Below are 24,267 nucleotides of genomic sequence, written 5' to 3'. Positions count from 1 at the left end.
TTGCTAAGTACCAGCTAACGTTGTTGTACCGGTATTGAGAGGCTTAGCAACAGTAATTGCCGCCGGAACCGTGGTACCCGAGCCTTGTACTAAACCTGTTGTGGAAGCAATACCTTTTTGTGACCAGCTACGAGAAGATTGTGTAAATGGGTCGACTTTTGTTTTACCTAAGCTGACAACGACATTACCGCGGCCATCATCTAAATTAGCGCCAAAAGTGATATCGGTACGATTGCGTTTTGCATCGCCTTTGTCGGTGACACCCATGGAGGTATTCACTTCAAAGCCAGTGAAATTTTTCTTGAGGGTAAAGTTGACGACTCCAGAAATTGCATCCGCACCATAAACTACAGAAGCTCCACCAGTCATTAAGTCAACTCGATTAATCAAGGCTACTGGAATAGCATTAGTATCAACAACACCAGTTAAATTATAGGGAACCAAACGGCGACCATTTAATAGCACTAAAGTACGATTGGAACCTAGACCGCGCAAATCAATTGTTGCGGCACCACCTGTGCCATTATTGGTACCTGCGCCAATTGCAGGAACAGCCGCAGGAAGTCCTTTAAAAAACTCTTCAACCGCTACTGGTTGAGTTGTTTGAATCTCAGCTGCGCTGATGGACGAAATTGGGCTATTAGAAGTTGTACCTGGAGTGGTAATGCGTGTACCAGTAACGACCACGGTTTCTATTTTCTTTTCTTGTGCTACCGCAGGCAACGCTACAACGCCAATACTTGCTACGACACTACCAGTGAACATGAGTCGCAAGGAACGCGACAAGATTTTTTCTACTATCATTTGATACTCCTAGTGTGGGGATCCCTATTGAAAATCAGGCATGTTGTGAACCTGATGCTTTTGCTACTTCCCTCTTGAGTGGTAATTTTGCACGTCTTTAATTGCGTACATTTTTGTGTGAATTACCTGCGCATGTATGTAATGCAGGCATAATGAGACCACCTTCGCCTATGGCATGTCAATTAGTGATAAGACTCTGTTTTTTCTAAACAACAGTTGTTTTTTTACTTGATTTTATTGGGGTTTCCTGAATGCATTTATCTATATGGTATCTTTATAAACTATGCATCTGCGTAGTTCGTTTCATTAGTGAAATTAAGTAGTCAGTTCAGGTATTGAATCCACAAAGTGGTTTTCGGTCTTTAAGTAATTAAATTATTTTGTAAGTTTGGTTCTTCTTGATCATTGTGTCCGAGAAGCTGACCAGATGTGTTATAGCTAAGCTGTCTCAGTAAAAGGTGGGATGACTAATAGGAGTCTTGTGAGCGATTTTTTACTTTTAGGTGCAGCCGCCTTCTTTGCCGGCTTTGTTGATGCAGTAGTCGGTGGTGGTGGATTGATTCAGTTACCGGCGCTTTTCACGGTGTTTCCGGCGGCGGTTCCGGCAAGTTTATTGGGTACCAGCAAGTTCGCTGGCGTGTGGGGAACTTCGGTTGCTGCATTGAACTATGTCAGGATAGTGCAACTCAAATGGAACGTTATTCTGCCTGCTGCCTTAATGGCATTTATGTGTTCGTTTGTAGGGGCGGTAACGGTAACGCATATTCCGCCTACTTATTTGCGTAAAGCTTTACCATTTATTTTGGCATTGATTGCCATTTATACATTTTGGAAGAAAGATCTCGGCACGCACTTTCGACCTTTATATCAGGGTAGGGAAGAGTTATGGATGGCACTGCTAGTCGGTGGACTTATTGGGTTTTATGATGGATTCTTTGGGCCTGGAACTGGTAGTTTTTTTATCTTTATCTTTGTGCGGGTATTCGGCTATGATTTCCTCCATGCCTCTGCATCGGCGAAGGTTTTAAATGTGGCTTGTAATATTGCAGCTTTATTGTGGTTTGGATTTAGTGGACATGTTATGTGGATTTTGGGTTTAGCAATGGCTGTTTGCGCTGTATTTGGTTCGCTCGCGGGAAGTCATTTGGCAATCAAGCACGGTAGTGGTTTTGTCCGTACATTATTCTTATTTGTGGTTAGTGCTTTGGTTCTAAAAACTTCTTATGATGCATTCTTGAAATAATATTGGTTTCACGTGAAACAAACTTGAGCGAGAAAATTTTGGATTCAATTGATAGTATCTTGTTTAGACGTACAAAGTCAGGTGAGGCGGAGGTTCGTGAGCGCGGCCATACCTTGAGTAAATTCGAGCAGACGCTTTTGTTGACCGTAGATGGAGAGTTGGCATATCCTGATTTGAGTAAGTTATTTGAACAATCAGAGTTGCCTGAGTTTGAGCGAGCCATTAATTCTTTGCAAGAAAAAGCATTAATCGAGCGGGTGCCAGATCATACTGAACTTGATGAGCGTAGTGCAGATTTGCTACGTTCCAGTATTGAGGACTTCAACTCGGATGATTTCTTTTCTGGGTCCTTGCGACCAATTCAACAGGGTTCCGGCTTAGTGGTAGATACGCACGCTAATAAAATGAAGTCAGTAAATCTGAAGAGCCATGATTTTTCTGTTCATGAGACATTTGAACTTTCTTTGGGTTTGGATGACGAGATTAAAGGTAAGAAGGCCAAGCGTACAAATAAAAAACTAGTGCAAGTATTTCCAGAGCCTGAGAAGCCGAAAAGGCGAGAGCGTTCTAAGAAGAAGGTGGTCGTCGTTCCTGAAAACAAATGGAAAATGCGCGCTTATATAGGCTTGATAGCTGGCGGTGTTTTATTGGCTTTGTTGTCTTTGTTCGTCTAATTGCGGTTGTTTCACGTGAAACATGTTGTTCCGTTTCTGAGGGTTTTGTCAGTAAAGTAAATGATTTGATCGAATTTTGCTTTTGAATAAATCATTTTCGGGGTAAAAAGCAACTATAATCGTGCCTCGTATAAGTTTTACTGTATCGTCACCAAGCAATTCCTCCTTGAGCTATCCACATGTTTTATCCAAATGAATTCGATGTCATCGTCGTCGGCGGCGGTCATGCTGGTACAGAAGCCGCTTTAGCTTCTGCACGCATGGGGCAAAAAACGCTGTTGCTGACCCACAATATAGAGACCTTAGGGCAGATGTCCTGCAATCCTTCAATAGGTGGAATTGGCAAAGGTCACCTGGTCAAAGAAGTCGATGCTATGGGCGGTGCAATGGCAATCGCGACTGATGAAGCGGGTATACAGTTTCGTATTTTGAATTCCTCCAAAGGCCCAGCAGTCCGAGCAACTCGTGCGCAGGCAGACCGGATTTTGTACAAGCAAGCGATCCGTAGCCGTCTTGAAAATCAGGAAAATCTTTGGATTTTTCAGCAAGCTGTTGATGATTTGATGGTGGAAGGCGACAAGGTCGTTGGTGCGGTGACGCAAGTTGGTTTGAAATTTAAAGCGCGTGCAGTGGTCTTGACTGCAGGTACTTTCCTCGATGGGAAGATTCACGTTGGTCTAAATAGCTATTCAGCAGGCCGTGCCGGCGATCCGCCCGCCATTTCCTTGTCTAGTAGACTGAAAGAATTAGCGCTGCCGCAAGGGCGTCTGAAGACCGGTACGCCACCAAGGATTGATGGTCGAAGCATAGATTTTTCCCAAATGGAAGAGCAGCCGGGTGATCTTGACCCCATTCCTGTATTCTCAGTGATGGGTAATGTTGCCATGCACCCGCGTCAAATGCCATGTTGGATTACCCATACTAATGCGAAAACCCATGACATTATTCGTGCCGGATTAGATCGTAGTCCTATGTACACGGGCGTGATTGAAGGTGTAGGTCCACGTTATTGCCCATCGATAGAGGATAAGATCCATCGCTTTTCAGGAAAGGATTCACACCAGATTTTCCTTGAGCCAGAGGGTTTGACCACCAATGAGTTTTATCCAAATGGGATTTCCACTAGTTTGCCATTTGATGTGCAACTTGAGCTAGTACGCTCTATGCGTGGTATGGAAAACGCTTATATCTTGCGTCCCGGCTATGCGATTGAATACGATTACTTTGATCCGCGTGGTCTGAAAACTTCGCTGGAAACACGAGCGATTCAAGGTCTATTCTTTGCGGGGCAGATCAACGGCACCACTGGCTACGAAGAAGCTGCCGCTCAAGGCATGCTGGCAGGCTTGAATGCCGCCTTACAAACACAGGGTAAAGACGCGTGGGTGCCACGCCGTGATGAGGCTTATCTCGGCGTGCTAGTTGATGATCTGGTGACCAAAGGCGTACAAGAGCCATACCGTATGTTCACCAGTCGCGCTGAATTCCGTTTGAGTTTGCGTGAAGATAACGCTGATATGCGTCTGACAGAAATCGGTCGCAAGCTCGGTTGTGTCAGCGATAAACAATGGCAAATGTTTGAAGAAAAACGTGAAGCCGTTTCACGTGAAATGGAAAGATTGAAATCTACTTGGGTCAATCCTCGTATCGTTGAAGATGCCGAAGCAGAACGCGTCGTGGGTAAAGCTTTGGAACGTGAATATTCTCTGGCTGATTTGTTACGCCGCCCTCAGGTGACCTACGATCAATTGATGACACTCAAAGGTAAAGAAGGGCAATCTTTGGGTGGTGAGGTCGTTACCGATCCTGCTGTCAAAGAACAGATCGAAATTCAAATCAAGTATTCAGGTTATATCGGACGTCAGGCCAAAGAAGTTGAACGTCAGGCACATTATGAGAATCTGAAAATGCCAACGGATTTTGATTATCTTGAAGTGAACGGTTTATCTATCGAGGTCAAACAAAAATTGAATGCACAAAAGCCAGAAACATTAGGGCAGTGCGGCCGCATTTCAGGCGTGACGCCAGCAGCCTTGTCTTTGTTGTTGGTGCATTTAAAAAAACGGGGCTTTAAAGGTTTTGCCAATGTGGCACCTGCCAATGATGAAGCATTAAATGACAAAGTGGTAGGTGAATAGTTTATGAGTCGTTTTGATAAAGAAGCTCTGGGAAATGAGCTGAGAGAAGGTATTGTCTCACTAGGTCTGCCACTCAATGATGAGCAAGTAGAAAAGATGCTGGCTTACCTCGCTTTATTGGTCAAATGGAACTCAGTCTACAACTTGACTTCTATTCGTGATCCGCATGATATGGTTAAACAACATCTGCTGGATTCTTTGTCCGCGGTGCATGCTTTTACCCAGGCGAAAAATATTTTGGATGTGGGTTCTGGAGGTGGTTTGCCGGGTATCGTATTGGCGATAGTTTTTCCAACGGCTTCGGTCACCATGATCGATATTGTGAATAAGAAGACCGCTTTTCTAACTCAAGTCAAAGCCGAGCTCAAACTCAAGAATGTTACCGTACATACCGGGCGTGTTGAGCTACTGAAAGTTGAACATCAATTTGACGTGATTACCTCGCGTGCTTTTTCTGAACTGAATAATTTCATTAATTGGTCACAGCATTTACTGACGGAGGACGGTCGTTTCTTAGCGATGAAGGGCGTGTCACCAATCCAAGAAATTGAACGGCTACCTGAAGGGTGGAAAGTCGAACGTATCGAGCCTTTGCAAGTGCCGGGTCTGAATGTCGAAAGACATCTGGTGCATGTGAAGAAGCTAGATTCCGTCACTTAGCTCAGTTAAATGAGTCAGTCAAAGAAGTCAGCAAATTAAGTTACACGTGAAACAGCAGTACTGGGATTTTCTTTTAACCGCAATTATTCTAAAAAGTGTCTATGGCTAAAATTTTTTGCGTTGCCAATCAAAAAGGTGGTGTAGGAAAAACTACTACAACAGTGAATTTGGCGGCAGGTTTGGCAAAACTCGATCAACGTGTTTTGTTAGTGGACCTCGATCCGCAGGGCAACGCCACGATGGGTGCGGGTGTGAATAAAGCCAAGCTTGAGTTGTCTGTTTATCAAGTTTTGTTAGGGATGGCGGATGTGAAATCTGCCGTAGTTAGATCAGAATCTGGTAAATTTGATATTCTTCCTGCCAACCGTGAACTCGCTGGTGCTGAGGTCGAAATGGTGGAGTTGGAAAACCGAGACAAGCGCCTACGCTTAGCCTTAGACGAAGTAGGCGCTGACTATGACTTCATTTTGGTTGACTGTCCGCCTGCGCTTTCCATGTTGACTTTGAACGGATTATGCGCGGCGAATGGCGTGATTATTCCTATGCAATGTGAATACTATGCGTTGGAAGGCTTGTCTGATTTGGCCAATACGATTAAGAAGGTGTCTGCCAATTTGAATCCTGATTTGAAGATCGTGGGCTTGCTACGGGTGATGTTTGATCCTCGCATGACCTTGTCGCAACAAGTCTCGGATCAGTTAGAGCAGCATTTTGGTGACAAGGTTTTTAAGACTGTCATCCCACGGAATGTGCGTTTAGCCGAAGCGCCTTCGTACGGCATCCCTGGTGTGGTGTTCGATCCTTCATCCAAAGGAGCGCAAGCTTATGTTGCTTTCGGTGCGGAGATGGTCGAAAGAATTAAGACCTTAGACAAGAAATAAAATTAAAAGAATTTTTTATAAGTGTGAGTGTGGCAGGGAAAATGGTAACGAAAAAACAAAAAGGCTTAGGGCGTGGCCTAGACGCTTTGCTCGGCGGTGCTGATGACTTTGCGGACGCGGTGCCGAATGTTGTCGGTGCGCCGAGTAGCTTGCCGGTAGGGCAAATGCAGGCGGGTAAATATCAACCGCGTACTCGCATGGATGAAGGTGCATTGGCCGAATTGGCAGCTTCAATCAAGGCTCAAGGTTTGATGCAGCCTATTTTGGTGCGTCCGATTGGACAGGCAAATGGTGTCACTAAATACGAAATTATCGCTGGTGAGCGTCGTTTCCGTGCATCGCAAATGGCAGGTTTGACTGAGGTTGCGGTCTTAGTGAAAGATGTAGACGATCAGGCCGCCGCGGCGATGGCCTTGATTGAAAACATCCAACGTGAAGATCTTAATCCGTTGGAAGAGGCGCAGGGCATACATCGTCTGATTTCCGATTTTACTTTTACGCACGAGCAAGCGGCGACTGCGGTAGGACGTTCACGTAGTGCGGTATCCAATCTGTTACGCCTGTTAAATCTAGCGCGTCCGGTACAAACTATGCTGATGGCGGGCGACATCGACATGGGGCATGCCCGTGCCTTATTGGCGGTGGATGCCGCAACACAAATACAATTGGCTAATCAAGTAGTGGCTAAACGTATGTCGGTACGTGATACAGAAAAACTCGTGACAAAGACGACGTTAGAACTTAGCACTCCTGCCAAACAAAAAGACAAAACCGAAAAATCACGTGACATCACTCGTTTGGAAGAAGAGCTGTCTGACTTGCTAGCGACTCAAGTTACTTTAAAGATGGGCAGCAAAGGCCGCGGTCAGATGATTATCGATTTTGCTGATCTTGACTCTTTGGATGGCGTGATACTCAAAATTCGTGGTCAATAAGTCGCTTTAAAAGCTCTCAACGCAGAGACACAGAGTTGAGGAGAAAAGCCGGAGAAAATCTAAGGGAGTTTAAAAACCTAGTTTTTCTCCGCTTCTTTTTCCTCTCTGCATCTCAGCGCCTCGACGTTGAGGGTTTGCTTTAAGTCCCATATAAGTATCTAAAAAGTAAGATTGCCGATAATCCTCGGCAATCTTACTAATTGATCGAAGACAATTGGGCAAATGAATTCTAAAACGAAATTTGTTGCGTTGCATCAAACGTTTGACCTTGCCTATACATGCACGTATAATTCCGTGGCTTTGCAAAATCTGCTGGAAAATGCACTGAAACAGTACAGAAACAGCGTTTAACTAGCACTAAAATAGAACACACTTAGCACCAAATTAGCTCATTTTGCGCACATAAAAAGAAGAAAAATGTGTCCTGCCAATTGGTGGAAAACGAATACTTGTAGTAAAACCTGGGGAGTAGCATGGCGCGCATCATCCTGTTGCAATTTGCAGCAGCTTTTATCGCGGCGCTGGTGGCGTTGTTAGTGTCTGGCTTCTCTTCCGGAATATCCGCTCTACTCGGCGGTCTATGTTGCGCGCTCCCAAACGCGTTTTTTGCTTTGCGCTTACTCAGTAGCGTGCGAAAACCCGGCGGTGCCAACCCGATGAACTTTTTCATTGGCGAGTTTATAAAAATTGCACTGACTCTGGCTCTAATGGGAGCTGTCGTTATGTTTTACCCCGATTTGAATTGGATGGCGTTTCTCGCCGCATTCATCGTGGTAATGAAAAGTTATTTAATTTTACTCTTTAGGCATTGATTATGAGCGCAACAGAGCACGCCCCAACCCCATCGGAATATATTTCCCATCACCTGGGTCATTTGGCTAATTCACATGACCAACAAACAGCACTGGTTGATATGTCCTATATCAACTACGATACGATCATTTGGTCCGTGTTCTGCGGCCTCCTAGCCATCATCTTGATGTACTTAGCTTCTCGTAAGGCGACTTCTGGTGTGCCAGGCCGTTTCCAATGTGCGGTTGAAATGGTTGTCGAAATGGTTAATGACCAAGCCAAGAGCATCGTGCATGGTAATGTGTCTTTCATCGCACCAATGGCATTGACGGTATTCGTATGGGTTTCTTTGATGAACTCTATGGACTTCTTGCCAGTTGATTTGTTCTCAGTGTGGTTGTTTCCATTGCTCGGCATTAATCCAGAAATTCACCACCGCGTAGTTCCAACCGCTGATTTGAATGGCACACTCGGTATTGCTATCGGCGTTTTCGCTTTGATGATGTACTATTCTTTCAAAATCAAAGGCGTAGGCGGCTTCATCAAAGAACTGTGTACAGCGCCATTTGGTCCAGCGATGTTACCGTTCAATATTATGTTGAACGTGGTTGAGTTCGCTGCCAAGACTTTCTCTCTCGGTATGCGACTGTTCGGTAACATGTTCGCAGGTGAGTTGTTGTTCTTGTTGATCGCTTTGCTTGGTGCATACAGCCATTTCGGCGGTATCGGTCAGGTGATTGCTGGTTCTGTTTGGGCGATCTTCCACATTTTGATCGTGTTCTTGCAAGCGTTTATTTTCATGATGTTGACCTTGGTATACATGGGTCAATCACACGACGCACACTAATTCGAATGGTCGTAGCAAGTACTTACGAACTGCGACCATTCAAGTGAAGTAAAAAGTTTTTAGTATTGGTTTTAGTTTTTTGGTTTTTTGGTTTTGGTATTTTAATTTTTTAACTTTTAGGAGTTTTCTCATGACTAACGTCGCATTTGTAGCTTTGGCTTGTGGTTTGATCATCGGTTTGGGCGCTTTGGGTGCATGTATCGGTATCGCTATGATGGGTGGTAAATATTTGGAAGCGTCTGCTCGTCAACCAGAATTGATGGACAAATTGCAAGGCAAAATGTTGTTGTTGGCTGGTTTGATCGACGCTGCGTTCATTATCGGTGTTGGTATCGCTATGTTCTTCGCAACAGCTAACCCATTCAAAGGTTAATTGAATTTCCTTTTTCTACCGTGGTGTTGGTCAATCTGGTCAACACCCGCGGAACGATAATTCAGACAAGGAAACGACATGAATCTTAATCAAACAATGTGGTACCAAGCGATCGTATTTTTCGTACTCGCTTGGTTCACCATGAAATTCGTATGGCCACCGTTGATCGGCGCCATCGATGATCGCAGAAAAAAAATCGCTGACGGTTTGTCCGCTGCGGATCAAGGTCAAGCTGCTATGAAAGAAGCTGAGAAAAAAGTTCAGCTCGAATTAGCAGGTGCCCGCGAAGAAGGCTTGAAACAAGTTGCAAACGCTGAAAAGCGTGGTCAATTGATCGTTGAAGAAGCTAAGAATGCTGCTAACGCAGAAGCCGCACGCATCATCGCTGCAGCTCAAGCAGAAGCCGCAAATCAAGTCACAAAAGCACGCGAAGAGTTGCGCGACCAAGTAGCTGCTCTGGCAGTTAAAGGTGCAGAGCAAATTTTGAAGCGTGAGGTGAATGCAGCTGCTCACGCAGATTTGCTCAACCAATTAAAGACTGAGCTGTAATCATGGCTGAACTCGCAACGATCGCTCGTCCATACGCAGAAGCGTTGTATCGCGTTGCAAAGTCTGGCAACTTGTCCGCTTGGTCGGAACTAGTTGCTGAGATGGCGCAAGCTGCGGCACATCCCGATGTAGTGGCTCTTGCACACAACCCCAAAGTCTCCGCAGGTCAAACTGCTGAGGCTTTCTTGTCCGTGTTGAAGTCAACTGTAACTGCTGAAGCAAAGAACTTCATCAATACTTTGACTGAATATGACCGTTTAACTTTGTTGCCAGAAATCGCGGCACAATTCCACGCACTGCAAAATGCCGATACTGGCTCTGCAGATGCTGAAATTGTCAGCGCGTTTGAAATGTCTGACGCACAAGTTAAAGAATTAGCGGCAACACTGGAAAAGAAATTTGGTCGCAAATTGCACCCAACCGTGACAGTGGATTCTTCACTGATCGGTGGTGTGCGTATCGTGGTTGGTGATCAAGTGCTGGATACTTCGGTTCGTGCCAAGCTGCAACAGATGCACAACGCTTTGACAGCTTAATGCTGTTCAAGTACTGAAACAATTTTAGGAGTTTGTATGCAACTCAACCCATCAGAAATCAGCGAGTTGATCAAGAGCCGTATTCAAGGCCTTGGTGACAGTGCTGAGATTCGTAATCAAGGTACGGTTATTTCCGTTACCGACGGCATCTGCCGCATCCACGGTTTGTCCGACGCGATGCAAGGCGAGATGCTGGAATTCCCAGGCAATACATTTGGTCTGGCTTTGAACTTGGAACGTGATTCCGTTGGTGCCGTTATTCTCGGTGACTACGAACACATTTCCGAAGGCGATACAGTTAAATGTACAGGTCGTATTTTGGAAGTACCTATCGGCCCAGAATTGCGCGGCCGTGTTGTTAACGCATTGGGTCAACCAATCGACGGCAAAGGTCCTATCAATGCAAAATTGACTGCGCCAATCGAAAAAATCGCTCCTGGCGTTATCGCTCGTCAATCCGTTTCTCAACCATTGCAAACTGGTTTGAAGTCTATCGACTCCATGGTTCCAGTTGGTCGTGGTCAACGTGAATTGATCATTGGCGATCGTCAAACTGGTAAAACAGCTGTTGCGATCGATGCGATCATCAATCAAAAAGGTCAAGGCGTTACATGTATTTATGTAGCGATTGGTCAAAAAGCTTCTTCCGTTAAAAACGTTGTGCGTTCTTTGGAAGCACACGGCGCGATGGAATACACTATCGTTGTGGCAGCGACTGCATCTGAATCTGCAGCGATGCAATACGTATCCGCATACTCCGGTTGCGCGATGGGTGAGTACTTCCGTGATCGCGGCGAAGACGCATTGATCGTTTATGATGACTTGTCGAAACAAGCGGTTGCATACCGTCAAGTTTCCTTGTTGTTGCGTCGTCCACCAGGCCGTGAAGCGTATCCAGGTGACGTGTTCTACTTGCACTCCCGTTTGTTGGAACGTGCAGCACGTGTTAACCCTGACTACGTTGAAGCATTCACTAAAGGTGAAGTTAAAGGTCAAACAGGTTCATTGACAGCATTGCCTATCATTGAAACTCAAGCTGGTGACGTTTCTGCGTTCGTTCCGACTAACGTAATTTCGATTACTGACGGTCAGATCTTCTTGGAAACTTCCTTGTTTAACTCTGGTATTCGTCCAGCGATTAACGCGGGTATTTCCGTGTCTCGCGTGGGTGGTGCAGCGCAGACTAAAGTAATCAAAAACTTGTCCGGCGGTATCCGTACTGACTTGGCGCAATATCGTGAATTGGCAGCGTTTGCTCAGTTCGCATCTGATTTGGACGAAGCAACACGTAAGCAGTTGGATCGTGGTGCCCGTGTTACTGAATTGTTGAAACAAGCTCAGTACGCACCATTGTCTATCTCTTTGATGGCGTCTAGTCTGTTTGCTGTGAACAAAGGCTTCTTGGATGATGTACCAGTGAAGAAAGTTTTGGCTTTCGAATCTGGCATGCATAACCACTTGAAGACTAACCAAGCAGCGTTGTTGGCAAAGATCGAAGAAAGTAAGCAACTGGACAAAGATGGCGAAGCTGCCATGGCTGCCGCAATTGCTGATTTCAAAAAATCCGGCGCATTTTAATTTACCGTAGCTAGAAGGAGTCAATACTCATGGCTGCAGGTAAAGAGATACGTGGCAAGATCAAAAGCGTAGAAAATACGAAGAAGATCACTAAGGCGATGGAAATGGTTGCCGCTTCTAAAATGCGCAAGGCGCAGGACAGAATGCGTGCCGCTCGCCCATACAGTGAGAAGATTCGTAATATCACCGCTAACTTGTCACAGGCCAACCCAGAGTACACGCATCCTTTCATGGTTCAACAAGATCAAGCTAAGAAAATTGGCTTGATCGTTGTGACGACTGATAAGGGTTTGTGCGGTGGCTTGAATACCAACGTTTTACGTTTGGTCACCAACAAAATGCGTGAACTCGAAGGTAAGGGTTCGAAAATTGAAGCGGTCGCGATTGGTAACAAGGGTCTCGGCTTCCTGAATCGTGTAGGTGCAAAAGTTGTTTCGCATGCGATCCAACTTGGCGATACGCCGCATCTCGATAAATTGATTGGTCCAGTAAAGTTGTTGCTGGATGCATATCAGGAAGGCAAGCTCGACGCGGTTTATTTGAGCTACACCAAATTCATTAACACCATGAAGCAAGAGCCAGTGTTAGAGCAATTATTGCCTCTGACAGCGGACAAGCTGGAAACAAATGCAGCTTCCCATTCTTGGGACTACATTTACGAACCAGACGCAGCGACGGTGATCGATGAATTGTTGGTACGTTATGTTGAAGCACTGATTTATCAAGCAGTAGCAGAAAATATGGCGTCTGAGCAATCGGCACGTATGGTGGCGATGAAGTCAGCTAGCGATAACGCAGGTAATGTGATTGGTGAGTTGAAACTGGTTTATAACAAAACCCGTCAAGCTGCAATTACCAAAGAGCTCTCCGAAATCGTCGCCGGCGCGGCAGCGGTTTAAACGAATTTTAATATTATTGAAGGAACGAACATGGCTAATGGCAAAATCGTTCAGTGTATCGGCGCTGTTGTGGACGTTGAATTTCCACGCGACGCGATGCCTAAGGTTTACGATGCCTTGAAAATGGAAGGCTCCGATCTGACATTGGAAGTCCAACAGCAATTGGGTGACGGTATCGTCCGTACGATTGCTTTGGGTTCTTCTGACGGTCTGCGTCGCGGCATGACAATCACAAACACTGGTGCACCAATCATGGTTCCAACCGGCAAAGCAACGCTGGGCCGTATTATGGACGTATTGGGTAACCCTATCGATGAATGCGGTCCTGTAAGCCACGAGCAAACAGCATCGATTCACCGTAAAGCGCCTGCATACGACGAACTCTCTCCATCGCAAGAATTGTTGGAAACCGGTATCAAAGTTATTGACTTGGTTTGCCCATTTGCGAAGGGTGGTAAAGTTGGTTTGTTCGGTGGTGCGGGTGTTGGTAAGACCGTTAACATGATGGAATTGATCAACAACATCGCGAAAGCACACAGCGGTTTGTCCGTGTTTGCTGGTGTTGGTGAACGTACTCGTGAAGGTAATGACTTCTACCACGAAATGGCTGACGCGAAAGTGGTTGATCTGGACAATCCAGAGCAATCTAAAGTAGCGATGGTTTATGGTCAGATGAACGAACCACCAGGTAACCGTTTGCGCGTTGCTTTGACTGGTTTGACGATCGCTGAAGGTTTCCGTGACGAAGGTAAAGACGTGTTGTTCTTCGTCGATAACATCTATCGTTACACATTGGCTGGTACTGAAGTTTCCGCGTTGTTGGGCCGTATGCCTTCCGCGGTAGGTTACCAACCAACTTTGGCTGAAGAAATGGGTCGTTTGCAAGAACGTATTACTTCCACTAAGACGGGTTCTATTACTTCTATTCAAGCGGTTTACGTTCCAGCGGATGACTTGACAGATCCATCCCCAGCGACAACGTTTGCTCACTTGGATTCCACCGTTGTTTTGTCTCGTGACATCGCATCCTTGGGTATCTACCCAGCGGTTGATCCATTGGATTCCACATCCCGTCAGTTGGACCCACAAGTTGTTGGTCAAGAGCACTATGAAACAGCACGCGCTGTTCAAGGTACTTTGCAACGCTACAAAGAATTGCGTGACATTATCGCGATTTTGGGTATGGACGAATTGGCTCCTGAAGATAAGTTGATCGTTGCTCGTGCACGTAAGATGCAACGTTTCTTGTCTCAGCCTTTCCACGTTGCTGAGGTGTTTACCGGTTCCCCAGGTAAATACGTTTCACTGAAAGATACAATCAAAGGCTTCAAGATGATTGCATCCGGTGAACTCGATCACTTGCCAGAACAAGCGTTCTACATGGTAGGTACAATCGACGAAGCGATCGAAAAAGCGAAGAAAATGGCTGCTTAATATTGCGAACTCGTTTGCTTGAGTCGTCATGCCTAAGTAGGACGACTCGAAGCAATCGACGCAAGAGGCAGACTTTTCGTGGTGCGCGTAAGCGTACTTAGACGAAAGAAAAGGTTAGCACATGGCACATACTATTCACGTTGACGTGGTTTCTGCAGAAGAGAGCATCTTTTCTGGCGAAGCTGAATTCGTCGCGTTGCCGGGTGAATCAGGTGAATTGGGTATTTATCCAAAACACACACCATTGATCACACGTATTAAGCCAGGCGCAGTACGTATTAAGGTTGCAGGTCAAGCCGAAGACGAATTTGTATTCGTTGCCGGTGGTATCTTAGAAGTGCAACCAAATACAGTGACTGTTTTGGCAGATACAGCGATTCGTGGACATGATCTTGATGAAGCGAAAGCAGCTGAAGCTAAGAAATTGGCAGAAGAAGCTTTGGTTAATCGCGAAGCTGGCATCGATTACGCGCAAGCGCAAGCTGAGTTGGCATCCGCGATCGCGCAATTGGCAGCGATTCAGAAATTACGTTCTAAGCGTTAATTCTATAAAAATTTTATTTTGCGGTAGAGTTAAATGGTTTGATAGAGGAGGCAGCTACGGCTGCCTTTTTCTTTTTGGGACTCGATTTAATTTATACCGCTACTAGGAAAATATGTCTGAAATATTAATTGATCACTTATTGAATACTGCGAAAACTATCGCTATCGTTGGCATCTCGAATAAGCCCGAGCGTGACAGCTATAAAGTCGCACAATATTTACAAGAGCATGGTTATAAAGTGTTGGCGGTGAATCCACTGCAAACAGGTAATACGATATTGAGCGAGATTTGCTATGCGAGCTTGAGTGAGGCGCGACAACACAGCGGTCTTAGCATAGACATCGTTGATTGCTTTCGTAAATCGGAAGATATTCCCGAGATCGTGCAGGAAGCGATAGCTATTAAAGCAGGAGCGGTGTGGATGCAACTTGATATAGTCAACGAAGCTGCTGCAGAACAAGCGCAAGCAGCTGGATTACAAGTCGTCATGGATAAATGTACTAAGATAGAGCACAAACGTTTACATCAAATTTCCTAAATCCAGAGATAAGAGATCAAGGCTATGAGCGCTAGTGCACTACTATTTCTCGCTACATCCGATTTCATCTTGCACGACAAAGATGCTAGCAAACGACCTTTTACTGAGATCGGGACGAAAGAGGCGATAAGATTAAAGACCGCTGGTTTGAGCGAAAAAATCGCCATCTGCCAAGATATCTTGTATGCACAACGTCAGCATAAATTACTGATCATTTTGCAAGGCATGGATACTTCGGGCAAAGATGGAACGGTGAAAGCAGTGTTCGGTCAGCTCAATCCTGCTGGGGTGCGCAGTGTGAGTTTTAAAGCGCCAACTGCGGTGGAATTAGCGCACGATTTTTTATGGAGAATTCATCAGCAAGTGCCTGCTGCGGGCGAGGTGGTAATTTTTAATCGTAGTCATTATGAAGATGTGTTGATCACCAAAGTCCACGCATGGATTGATGACGCAGAATGTGCGCGACGTTACGCGCATATCAATGCCTTTGAACGACTATTGAGCGACACGGGTACCACCATTTTGAAGTTCTTTTTGCATATATCTAAAGAAGAACAAAAGTTGCGATTGGAAGAGCGTATTGCCGATCCAAATAAGCATTGGAAATTCGATCCTCAAGATTTAAATGAGAGGAAGTTTTGGAGCCAGTATCAGCAAGCGTATCAAAATACCCTGAGAGCAACCCATACCGACTATGCACCTTGGCATATTATTCCGGCCAATTCTAAGACCCAAAGAAATCTGGCGATTGCGCAAATCGTGACCGAAAAGCTAGCAGGAATGGGGTTGGCGTATCCGCCAGAAAATCCAGAACTGTATAAGCTAAAGTTTGAATAAAATCCGCGCCGGCTTATTCGCTTGAAGTGACGCCGTAAATTGTAATTGTGTGAGGCACTTACCAAATCTTCATCGTATTTCAAATTAATTATCCACAAAATTTATACCAAATATTTTCCTGTGGAAATTTTAAAGGTTTAATGAATTTTTGTAAATTTGTTTGAAAATCATAGGCTTACAAATGGTAATTAATTTGAATTATGCTGAAATTGATTTGAGCAGCAAATTATTCAAATCTTACTCACAAAGTTATCCACAGATTTCTTGACATCATTCGGTTTGAAGTAAGCTCACCTCGCCTGAAACTTTTCTACAAAATTATTCGACTTTCATTGCCACAAAGCGATAAAAATGTCGCAAAAAAACACAAAATGGGAACGTTTCCATAAAAATGTTGACACCAATTTTTGATGAATGCTATATTTCAAATCACAAATGGAAACGATTCCATAAAAGTGAAGAATTCAGCTAATTGACCTTGTTTGCTGAACCCGACGATAAACGCTAAGAGCGAGCCGCTTAAGTAGATATCGAATAAAAATAACTTTTTGTGGATAAAGACCTTTGTAAGCACCGCCAGTTAAATCGTAATTTGGTACAAAGGAAGTAGGTACTGCGTAAGTTGTCACCGAGTAGCAAATAAGTGAATGTAAGATGGATTCATTACACAGATTTAGCCAAGGCAGAGGCTGCAAGAAATTGGTTTAGTAATCGCAGAAACAAATCGCATCAAGAAAAACGAACACCTGTAGTGACATGACTCTACGATGCATCCAAATATCCTAGAGATCGCAGAATATCAAAACAAGGAGACAAAATGTTTCATCTGAAGACCAAACGCACTCTCATGAGCGTGGCTGTTGCCGGCGCATGCGGATTGATGACCATGCACGCGCAAGCACAGCAGGCAGAGCCAGCAAAAACGACAGAACCGGGCACCACAAAGAAGAGTAGTAATTCCGAACCAGAAAAAATTCAAGAGGTTCAAGTAACCGCAACTCGCTACTCCACTTCTTTGCTGAAAACGCCTTTGGCTGTTACCGCTTTCAATCAAGAAAGTTTGGCGCGCATGGGTGTTACCAGTGCTAAGGATTTAGCCAACGAGATTCCTAACGTGACTATCGTCCAATCAAACGATTCAGCGATTCAAGTGACGATACGCGGTATCACTTCCAGCAACACGACCGAGATCGGCGATCCAGCGGTTGGTTTCCACGTTGATGGCATGTACTCTCCACGTCCACAAGGCGCGCAGGCATTGATGTTTGACGTTGCGCAAGTCGAAGTTTTGCGCGGTCCACAAGGTACGCTGTTTGGTCGTAACTCTACCGGCGGTACGATCAATGTGATCTCTGCCAAACCTGATTTTAGTGGTAACTACGGTAGCGCAGAAATTGAACTGGGCAACTATAACAAGCGCCAAGTTCACGCGATTCAAAACATCAAAGTGAATAATGAATTGGCCTTGCGTGCGGCGATCATGAAAGTCACGCGCGATGGCTACGCGAATCAGATGCAAGATTTCAGCGAAGCCAATTTACCGTCCAAAGGATGGATTCCTGACGGCATACCAGACAACATTCAACGTTGGAATCGTAAAGTAGATCCTAGCGATTACTACACCAATCAAAACGAATGGGCTGCTCGTCTATCTGCTTTATATAAAGTGAATAAAGACTGGAAGCTGCATGCTACTTATGAAGAATTTCAAGATTCCAGCGCCGGTGGTACCTCATTCAAAGATTGTGAATCGACCAAAGGCACTCGCTACGCATGTCCAGCAGGTTGGGGACGTTTTGATCTGAAAATCAATGTGCCTGGTATGACCGATATGAAAATCCGCACGCTGCGTGCAGGTTCTAATTGGAATATCAGCAATGACGCTAGCTTGGACTATAACTTCGCTCTGGCAGATCAACGTCGTAGCCAATTGTATGACAATGACAAAGGCAATCAAACCGCCTTGCCATTCCAAATTACCCAAGATCATCCACGCATTGCGGGTGGTAATAACTGGGGTACGTGGCCTTTGGCAGATCAATATCAGCAAACCGTCGATTCCAAATATGTCTCTACCGTACATGAGCTACAGTTAAAGCAACGCATCGATTCTTTGCAATATGTGGCGGGTTTGTTCTGGATGCATGAGAAGAACCAAATTAACTATGAAGTCGTTGATTTGTATCGTGCCCCGGTAGGTTTAGCATCGGGTGCTTTTTACGCGCAACCGAATCGTCAGGTAGATGCCAAAGCGGTGTTTGCTCAAGCTGATTGGAAGTTTGCACCAACTTGGACAGCGACTGCTGGCTTGCGTTACAGCGTGGATAAAAAGACCGATAAAGACGGTTTAAATCTTGGTGGTTGGTGGGGCCAAAAAGAATTCTATAACGGTGGTTTCGACCCAGGTGAACCAGGTACTCCCGGTTATCATTTACCACAAGGTAATGACTTGAACTATGGTCCGGGCGGCAGCGCGGCGGCTTATAAAGGCTACGGCACACCAAGTAAAAATGATCATAGCGATTCTTGGCGCAAGATGACTTGGCGCTTAGGTCTGCAAACGCAAATCAACGAAAATCAAATGGCCTACACCGCTTTGGCGACTGGCTATAAGGCTGGTGGATTTGGTGATCGTACTTTAGCTTGTGGTGGTAGCGCGACAGATCCGGTGCAGCGTCAATGTGCGGATGGAAAACCAAATACAGAAACCTTCCTGCCGTACAAACCCGAGTTGGTGACTAACTTCGAAATTGGCTACAAAGGTAAATTCTTAGATAATACATTTAGTTTGTCCGCGGTCGCATTTGCGATGAACTATAAAGATCAGCAATTGACTGGAACCTATTTCGTCAGTAAATATAAAACACCAATCCCATGTACCTCCGACCAACCAAAATGTGACGTTTATGAAACATGGCGTACCATCAATGTGGGTAATACTAAGATCCGTGGTTTAGAAGTTGAATGGGATTACAAACCATGGCCAGGCGGCAAAATTGGTGGTGCCTTTACTTTGTTGGATACCAAGATTCACGATTATGGTTCCTACAGTGATGACTACAACTGTGACGCTCGTGTCGAATTTGGCGAAACACCATGCCCAGTTGCTTATACAGGTTTGGGCCCAGATAACGGTAAGCGTTTATACGACGTTACCAATAACAGCTTACCTAATGCACCTAAGCGAACATTCATGCTGCATTTCTCGCAGAAGTTTGAATTGCCTAGCGGGTATAGTGTGACGCCCTACATCAAGACCAACTGGCGTGATAAAGCGTATTTCGACGTGCGTAATGATGAATTCAAATACATAGGTCGCTACCAAAAAGCCTATGCGCTAGTCGATGCATCTGTGCGTTTAGATGCACCAGAAGACCAATGGCACGCTGAGCTATTTGTACGTAATGCGACTGATAGTAAAGCAGTGTATTGGCGCGGTTCAGGCGTTGGTGCTCAGATGAATTCTTCACCTGTAGAACCGCGTATGTTTGGTATTCGTTTTGGCTTTAACTATTAAACCATTGTTGTAAATTCTTTCTTGTATTTTCTCGAGGTGATTGTGCCTATGTTGTGTGATCTAATGATTACGTAACATAGGCATTTTTTTATTTTGAAAGCTAATTTTTAGCTTTCGACATCGAGTAAGGCCTGAGAATAAAAATGAAATTAATTTAGGAATAGAGATGACAGATCGTCGCATTAAAGAAATCGTTATTGTCGGTGGCGGTACCGCAGGTTGGATGAGCGCCGCCGCACTTGCGCAACTACTGCCGCATGGTCACCGTTATCGCTTGATAGAATCTGATCAAATTTCCACGATCGGTGTTGGTGAGGCGACGATTCCCAGCATACGTAATTTCAATATGCATTTAGGCATAGATGAAAATGACTTCATCCGTCACACCCAAGGCACATTCAAACTAGGTATCGAATTTGTTAACTGGGGCATCAATCATACCAAGTACTTTCATGGCTTTGGCTCGGTCGGACGAGATCAGCCAATGGCGAACTTTTATCACTACTGGCTCAAGCTAAATCAGCTTGGTGTGGCTGGTGGACTAGAGCCTTATTCAATCAACACCGTGGCAAGTGCTTTAGGTAAGTTTAGTGTTGGTCGGCCAGATTTGCCCAATTCACCGCTGTCCGACTTATCTTACGCTTATCATTTTGACGCCGGTCTGTATGCCCGATATTTACGCGCTTATGCAGAACAGCGTGGTGTTAAGCGAACCGAAGGACGCATAGTACAAACCATATTGCGTGAAAGTGACGGATTCATTGATGCCATCGTGATGGAAAACGGTGAAAAAATTTATGGCGATTTTTTTATCGATTGTTCTGGCATGGTTGCCTTGTTGATCGAAAAAGCACTGCAAACAGGCTACGAAGATTGGACCCATTGGTTGCCATGCGATACCGCCATCGCCGTGCCTTGCTCACTGGCTGGTTCGGCGCAAGCGCATACGCGTTCCACCGCGCATAGCGCAGGATGGCAATGGCGGATTCCCTTGCAACATCGGATTGGTAACGGTCATGTGTTTTCCAGTAAATTTATGGATCACGACACTGCACAAAATATTTTGATGAATAATTTGGATGGTAAAGCACTGGCCGAGCCACGCCAAATTAAGTTCACCACGGGGAAACGCAAAAAAGCTTGGAACAAAAATTGTGTCGCAATTGGCCTATCGGGTGGTTTTATGGAACCGCTAGAATCGACCAGTATTCATATGGTTAAGACGGGCTTGATGCGTCTATTAACTTTCTTCCCAGACAAGGACTTCGATCAAGTCGATATCGACAATTACAATCGTCTTACCGATAAAGAATACGCACAGATCCGCGACTTTTTGATCTTGCATTACAAAGTCAATCAACGCGATGATTCGGAATTTTGGCGCTACTGCCGCAACATGGAGGTGCCTGAGAGCCTGCAAGTGAAGCTCGATCTATTCTCCAGCCACGGCCGCATTCTCCGCGAAAATGAAGAACTTTTTCCCGAAGACAGTTGGTTACAAGTGATGCACGGACAAGGCATGCGACCACGTCGCTACAGCCCAGTTGTTGATCAGCGCACGCCTGAAGAGATCGCCGGGTTCTTGCATAACACGCAAGCGGTGATACGCAAGTGTGTGGATGCTATGCCTACCCATTTGGATTACATACGCAGCAATTGCATGGCAAAACCTATGGCATAGGTGTTTTTACTGAGTAGGGAACTCAGCAATATTTTCTCAGTCGAATCAGGGCAATTATTTCACTTACCCACCTTGTGCGCTGGCGTGCACAAGGTCATCGACAATAAGAAAAGAGAATCTATGCATCCATTTACCCTGACTAAGCTCGCCCGTAGTATTTCAATTTCCCTTGTGCTCAGCGTTAGCAGTGTCGCGCTAGCACAAGACGCTACCTCCAAAAAAATCGTCGAAATCGGCCTGCAAGACCCGCAAGTCATGACTTGGCTTGACGTATTGACCAATCGATTTGGCGGTCGCATGGTGGGTAGCGATAATTTCACTCATGCTGCGCGTTGGACTAGAGATCAGTTACGGCAATGGGGCATAGCCGCTGAACTGGAAGAAGTTGGACAGCAACCGCTAGGATTTAATCGTGGGCCATGGTTTGGCAAAGTCCTTAGTCGTAACGACAAGGCATTGCGTTTTGGCACACCCAGCTATACCGCTGGTACCAAAGGCGCGCAGCGCGGCTTTGCGGTGCTCGGCCCAGCAACGGAGGCCGAAGCGCAGTCCCGCATGGCCGAATTTAAAGGCGCTTGGGTTTTGATCGCCGGTGAAAGTCGAGGAATGGGGCGCGATGGTCGCAAAGAATACAAACCCGACGCGATCAGCTTAAAACTGATGGAAGCAGGCGCACTCGGCACACTGCAAGCGGGTAAAGAACCGCTCAGCTTACTCGACGCCAAACCGACGAGTTGGGACAAACTTCCCAGCATGCCGGATATCAAATTGACTGCGGTGCAGTACAACGAAATACAAGAACAACTCAAGAAGGGTGAAAAAGTTGAGTTGGAATTTGATATCCGCAATTGGTTTTACCCTGGACCAGTACCCTTCCACAATGTCGTCGCAAAGATACAAGGGACTGAAAAGCCGGACGAATACATTGTGATTGGCGCGCATCTCGATAGCTTCGATAGTGCGACTGGTGCAGTCGATGATGGTTCTGGCATGTCACCCACCATAGAAGCCATGCGCTTGTTAGCAAAAGCAGGTGCCAAGCCTAAGCGTAGTATCGTTATGCTGGCCTCTGCCGGTGAGGAATTAGGCATTTTAGGCGCGGCTTCTTACACAGAAAAGCATGCCAAAGAAATGGACAAAGTCATCATGATGCTCAATCGTGATGGTGCCCCTGGGGCGGTTTCTGGCATCACCGTCCCCAGCGCATGGAGAGCGCCATTCGATCGAGTCGCCAACAACTTGCAAGCGGTGCAAGGGGGGAATAGCGAATTCGGATTTGAAGTGAAAACCAGCGACTATCCTAGAGTGCGTGCTGAAGCTTTGTCTGGCACCGATGCCACCGCTTTTGGCATGAAAGGTGTACCAACGCCTTCGGCTAATAATAAAACCGATTTTATCTACAGTCGTACTTGGCATACCTTACTCGACACCTATAACGAAGTGGTACCTTACGCCAAAGCTCAACAGCATTCCGCTATTGCTATCGCTTTGATGGCCTACGAAGCAGCCAACGCTCCTGAGCCTTTGAGTCGTGAAGGCTACTACTTGCCCTCTGGATTGTATGTAGAACTGACGAGCAATCAAGGCAACCTGCTGTTTGCCTTACATCCAAAATTGGCACCCGCCACTGTGGCACGTTTGGTCGGTCAATTAGAAATGAACTTTAAACCTCCTGCATTTAACCCAGGCGCAGCACGGCCAACGACGCCAGCACCAGCGATAGGGCAAGCCAAAATGATCGATGGTCAATTGGGATTTAGTCTGAATGGCACTTGGCCTGATAGCCAGCTCACAGAATCGGTCAATACCTCACATAATTTGACCGGCGTGACCTTAGCGATCAATGCGCAAGGTACTTTATTACTCAATCCTGCGCAGAACAGTACACCGGCAGGTTTTATCACGGTGGCGCAGCTCATCGCAGGACAAGAGCTTTTGAGTAAATTAGAAAACACTGGAGAAGTAAAGCAAATCCGCGTCATTCGCGCTGGTGCTGATGCAAAAGCCTTTTTGGGAGAGGGGCTGCAAAAGAAATAAATCTAACAAAGACCTCTGCGCAAGCTAGTACGCGAGGCTTGTGCAGAGCTCCTCAGCACAAATTGATATTTAAGCTCGCTAAGTCGCACTAGCGAGCTTTTTTATTATCACCTCAGCTCACAACAATTCACGCCAAAACTTGAGGTGCTGGCGTATCAAAATGATCCGCTAGTCGCATAAGTCTGGATCAAAAAAATGAATTTGCAGAAGATGCGCAGGCGCTTTTGAATAGTGAACTGCACTCACCGAGATTTTCATTAGGCTCAATCTCTACGCAGCTTAGATTGGCGAGTAGCTCGATTCAACAAGCGCGCATCCCGTCCATTTTTAGGAATACATTTATGCGAAATCTCTCTTTACGCAATTCTGCATTGCGCTCAGATCTACCTTCCCTGTCTCGTTTCATGACCGTCGTGTTCATTGCTTTGGCCAGCTTGATGCTCTCTGCTTGCGGTAGTAGTGGTCATGTTGATGATAGGGGACACGAAGTCTTAGTTGATGGACATAAACTCGACAGCATCATTAATAAATCGGGACGCTATAACGTATATATCACCGGCACCAGCAATAATATTGTGATTTCAGATAAAAATCAGGTAGGCAGAATTCGTGTTACAGGCGTGAATAATGATCTAACGATACGCGCTGGCGCTACCGTTGATCAAATTGATTTAGAAGGTGAAGGTAATACGCTCTACGTTCCCAAAGGCTTGATCTCACGCATTTCCAAGAGTGGTATCGGGAATAAGATTATTGAACGCTAAAGCTAG

General features: G+C 45.6%; 22 protein-coding genes. 21 read left to right on the top strand and 1 reads right to left on the bottom strand.

Annotated features, from left to right (window positions below):
• Nucleotides 1-3: 3 nt before the first annotated feature.
• Nucleotides 4-804, bottom strand: coding sequence for a TonB-dependent receptor plug domain-containing protein (locus ACFFJH_RS12075; protein WP_390212949.1), 801 nt, complete (start codon nucleotides 802-804; stop codon nucleotides 4-6).
• 481 nt (nucleotides 805-1,285) lie between these two features.
• Between ACFFJH_RS12075 and ACFFJH_RS12070 the strand changes: the two genes are divergently transcribed.
• The 21 genes from ACFFJH_RS12070 to ACFFJH_RS11970 all read left to right on the top strand — a co-directional run bounded on the left by ACFFJH_RS12070 (nucleotide 1,286) and on the right by ACFFJH_RS11970 (nucleotide 24,261).
• On the top strand, nucleotides 1,286-2,047 hold the full coding sequence (locus ACFFJH_RS12070; protein WP_390212947.1) for a sulfite exporter TauE/SafE family protein: 762 nt from the start codon (nucleotides 1,286-1,288) through the stop codon (nucleotides 2,045-2,047).
• Nucleotides 2,048-2,106: 59 nt separating this feature from the next.
• The gene (locus tag ACFFJH_RS12065; RefSeq protein ID WP_390212944.1) at nucleotides 2,107-2,721 is read left to right on the top strand and encodes a hypothetical protein; all 615 of its coding nucleotides are present in this window, start codon (nucleotides 2,107-2,109) and stop codon (nucleotides 2,719-2,721) included.
• 179 nt (nucleotides 2,722-2,900) lie between these two features.
• The gene (gene mnmG, locus ACFFJH_RS12060) at nucleotides 2,901-4,859 is read left to right on the top strand and encodes a tRNA uridine-5-carboxymethylaminomethyl(34) synthesis enzyme MnmG (protein WP_390212941.1); all 1,959 of its coding nucleotides are present in this window, start codon (nucleotides 2,901-2,903) and stop codon (nucleotides 4,857-4,859) included.
• A 3-nt stretch (nucleotides 4,860-4,862) separates the two neighbouring features.
• Nucleotides 4,863-5,519 (top strand): 16S rRNA (guanine(527)-N(7))-methyltransferase RsmG, encoded by a 657-nt coding sequence (gene rsmG, locus ACFFJH_RS12055; protein ID WP_390212939.1) that lies wholly within the window; start codon nucleotides 4,863-4,865, stop codon nucleotides 5,517-5,519.
• A gap of 101 nt (nucleotides 5,520-5,620) precedes the next feature.
• Nucleotides 5,621-6,400, top strand: coding sequence for a ParA family protein (locus ACFFJH_RS12050; protein WP_390212936.1), 780 nt, complete (start codon nucleotides 5,621-5,623; stop codon nucleotides 6,398-6,400).
• Between the two features lie 41 nt (nucleotides 6,401-6,441).
• Nucleotides 6,442-7,335 (top strand): ParB/RepB/Spo0J family partition protein, encoded by an 894-nt coding sequence (locus ACFFJH_RS12045; RefSeq protein WP_390212934.1) that lies wholly within the window; start codon nucleotides 6,442-6,444, stop codon nucleotides 7,333-7,335.
• Nucleotides 7,336-7,808: 473 nt separating this feature from the next.
• The gene (locus ACFFJH_RS12040) at nucleotides 7,809-8,147 is read left to right on the top strand and encodes an ATP synthase subunit I (RefSeq protein WP_390212932.1); all 339 of its coding nucleotides are present in this window, start codon (nucleotides 7,809-7,811) and stop codon (nucleotides 8,145-8,147) included.
• 2 nt (nucleotides 8,148-8,149) lie between these two features.
• Nucleotides 8,150-8,974 carry a F0F1 ATP synthase subunit A gene (atpB, locus tag ACFFJH_RS12035; RefSeq protein WP_390212930.1) on the top strand — a complete coding sequence of 275 codons (825 nt, stop codon included), beginning with the start codon at nucleotides 8,150-8,152 and terminating at the stop codon, nucleotides 8,972-8,974.
• A gap of 130 nt (nucleotides 8,975-9,104) precedes the next feature.
• Entirely contained in the window at nucleotides 9,105-9,347 is a 243-nt protein-coding gene (gene atpE / locus ACFFJH_RS12030) for a F0F1 ATP synthase subunit C (RefSeq protein WP_186917574.1), read from the top strand.
• Between the two features lie 78 nt (nucleotides 9,348-9,425).
• Nucleotides 9,426-9,896: a F0F1 ATP synthase subunit B gene (locus ACFFJH_RS12025; RefSeq protein ID WP_212675706.1), complete on the top strand. Its 471-nt coding sequence runs from the start codon at nucleotides 9,426-9,428 to the stop codon at nucleotides 9,894-9,896.
• Between the two features lie 2 nt (nucleotides 9,897-9,898).
• A complete protein-coding gene (locus tag ACFFJH_RS12020; protein WP_390212927.1) occupies nucleotides 9,899-10,432 on the top strand; it encodes a F0F1 ATP synthase subunit delta in 534 nt (177 codons plus the stop codon).
• 36 nt (nucleotides 10,433-10,468) lie between these two features.
• A complete protein-coding gene (gene atpA, locus ACFFJH_RS12015) occupies nucleotides 10,469-12,010 on the top strand; it encodes a F0F1 ATP synthase subunit alpha (RefSeq protein WP_390212925.1) in 1,542 nt (513 codons plus the stop codon).
• Nucleotides 12,011-12,039: 29 nt separating this feature from the next.
• Complete coding sequence (atpG, locus tag ACFFJH_RS12010; protein ID WP_212675703.1) at nucleotides 12,040-12,909, top strand: F0F1 ATP synthase subunit gamma; 870 nt, start codon at nucleotides 12,040-12,042, stop codon at nucleotides 12,907-12,909.
• A 30-nt stretch (nucleotides 12,910-12,939) separates the two neighbouring features.
• The gene (gene atpD, locus ACFFJH_RS12005; RefSeq protein ID WP_390212923.1) at nucleotides 12,940-14,343 is read left to right on the top strand and encodes a F0F1 ATP synthase subunit beta; all 1,404 of its coding nucleotides are present in this window, start codon (nucleotides 12,940-12,942) and stop codon (nucleotides 14,341-14,343) included.
• Nucleotides 14,344-14,464: 121 nt separating this feature from the next.
• Nucleotides 14,465-14,887, top strand: a complete 423-nt coding sequence (locus ACFFJH_RS12000; RefSeq protein ID WP_390212920.1) for a F0F1 ATP synthase subunit epsilon — start codon at nucleotides 14,465-14,467, stop codon at nucleotides 14,885-14,887.
• A 112-nt stretch (nucleotides 14,888-14,999) separates the two neighbouring features.
• Nucleotides 15,000-15,425 (top strand): CoA-binding protein, encoded by a 426-nt coding sequence (locus tag ACFFJH_RS11995; RefSeq protein WP_390212918.1) that lies wholly within the window; start codon nucleotides 15,000-15,002, stop codon nucleotides 15,423-15,425.
• A gap of 24 nt (nucleotides 15,426-15,449) precedes the next feature.
• Complete coding sequence (locus ACFFJH_RS11990) at nucleotides 15,450-16,262, top strand: PPK2 family polyphosphate kinase (RefSeq protein ID WP_390212916.1); 813 nt, start codon at nucleotides 15,450-15,452, stop codon at nucleotides 16,260-16,262.
• An 817-nt stretch (nucleotides 16,263-17,079) separates the two neighbouring features.
• Nucleotides 17,080-19,779: a TonB-dependent receptor gene (locus ACFFJH_RS11985; RefSeq protein WP_390212914.1), complete on the top strand. Its 2,700-nt coding sequence runs from the start codon at nucleotides 17,080-17,082 to the stop codon at nucleotides 19,777-19,779.
• A gap of 166 nt (nucleotides 19,780-19,945) precedes the next feature.
• On the top strand, nucleotides 19,946-21,460 hold the full coding sequence (locus ACFFJH_RS11980; protein ID WP_390212912.1) for a tryptophan halogenase family protein: 1,515 nt from the start codon (nucleotides 19,946-19,948) through the stop codon (nucleotides 21,458-21,460).
• Nucleotides 21,461-21,580: 120 nt separating this feature from the next.
• On the top strand, nucleotides 21,581-23,497 hold the full coding sequence (locus ACFFJH_RS11975) for a M28 family peptidase (protein ID WP_390212910.1): 1,917 nt from the start codon (nucleotides 21,581-21,583) through the stop codon (nucleotides 23,495-23,497).
• A gap of 341 nt (nucleotides 23,498-23,838) precedes the next feature.
• Nucleotides 23,839-24,261 carry a hypothetical protein gene (locus ACFFJH_RS11970; RefSeq protein ID WP_390212908.1) on the top strand — a complete coding sequence of 141 codons (423 nt, stop codon included), beginning with the start codon at nucleotides 23,839-23,841 and terminating at the stop codon, nucleotides 24,259-24,261.
• Nucleotides 24,262-24,267 lie beyond the last annotated feature (6 nt).

The sequence above is a fragment of the Affinundibacterium danionis genome, from assembly GCF_042432465.1.
Taxonomy (GTDB): Bacteria; Pseudomonadota; Gammaproteobacteria; order Burkholderiales; family Burkholderiaceae_D; genus Undibacterium; species Undibacterium danionis.
Note: the sequence above shows the minus strand (reverse complement) of the source record. Positions and strands in the feature narration are given on the sequence as shown.

Bases quoted from the DNA above. Each gene is read 5' to 3' on its own strand.
- ACFFJH_RS12075 (WP_390212949.1), bottom strand. From the start codon at position 804: ATGATAGTAGAAAAAATCTTGTCGCGTTCCTTGCGACTCATGTTCACT.
- mnmG (WP_390212941.1), top strand. From the start codon at position 2,901: ATGTTTTATCCAAATGAATTCGATGTCATCGTCGTCGGCGGCGGTCAT.
- rsmG (WP_390212939.1), top strand. From the start codon at position 4,863: ATGAGTCGTTTTGATAAAGAAGCTCTGGGAAATGAGCTGAGAGAAGGT.
- ACFFJH_RS12050 (WP_390212936.1), top strand. From the start codon at position 5,621: ATGGCTAAAATTTTTTGCGTTGCCAATCAAAAAGGTGGTGTAGGAAAA.
- ACFFJH_RS12045 (WP_390212934.1), top strand. From the start codon at position 6,442: ATGGTAACGAAAAAACAAAAAGGCTTAGGGCGTGGCCTAGACGCTTTG.
- ACFFJH_RS12040 (WP_390212932.1), top strand. From the start codon at position 7,809: ATGGCGCGCATCATCCTGTTGCAATTTGCAGCAGCTTTTATCGCGGCG.
- atpB (WP_390212930.1), top strand. From the start codon at position 8,150: ATGAGCGCAACAGAGCACGCCCCAACCCCATCGGAATATATTTCCCAT.
- atpE (WP_186917574.1), top strand. From the start codon at position 9,105: ATGACTAACGTCGCATTTGTAGCTTTGGCTTGTGGTTTGATCATCGGT.
- ACFFJH_RS12025 (WP_212675706.1), top strand. From the start codon at position 9,426: ATGAATCTTAATCAAACAATGTGGTACCAAGCGATCGTATTTTTCGTA.
- ACFFJH_RS12020 (WP_390212927.1), top strand. From the start codon at position 9,899: ATGGCTGAACTCGCAACGATCGCTCGTCCATACGCAGAAGCGTTGTAT.
- atpA (WP_390212925.1), top strand. From the start codon at position 10,469: ATGCAACTCAACCCATCAGAAATCAGCGAGTTGATCAAGAGCCGTATT.
- atpG (WP_212675703.1), top strand. From the start codon at position 12,040: ATGGCTGCAGGTAAAGAGATACGTGGCAAGATCAAAAGCGTAGAAAAT.
- atpD (WP_390212923.1), top strand. From the start codon at position 12,940: ATGGCTAATGGCAAAATCGTTCAGTGTATCGGCGCTGTTGTGGACGTT.
- ACFFJH_RS12000 (WP_390212920.1), top strand. From the start codon at position 14,465: ATGGCACATACTATTCACGTTGACGTGGTTTCTGCAGAAGAGAGCATC.
- ACFFJH_RS11995 (WP_390212918.1), top strand. From the start codon at position 15,000: ATGTCTGAAATATTAATTGATCACTTATTGAATACTGCGAAAACTATC.
- ACFFJH_RS11990 (WP_390212916.1), top strand. From the start codon at position 15,450: ATGAGCGCTAGTGCACTACTATTTCTCGCTACATCCGATTTCATCTTG.
- ACFFJH_RS11985 (WP_390212914.1), top strand. From the start codon at position 17,080: ATGTTTCATCTGAAGACCAAACGCACTCTCATGAGCGTGGCTGTTGCC.
- ACFFJH_RS11980 (WP_390212912.1), top strand. From the start codon at position 19,946: ATGACAGATCGTCGCATTAAAGAAATCGTTATTGTCGGTGGCGGTACC.
- ACFFJH_RS11975 (WP_390212910.1), top strand. From the start codon at position 21,581: ATGCATCCATTTACCCTGACTAAGCTCGCCCGTAGTATTTCAATTTCC.
- ACFFJH_RS11970 (WP_390212908.1), top strand. From the start codon at position 23,839: ATGCGAAATCTCTCTTTACGCAATTCTGCATTGCGCTCAGATCTACCT.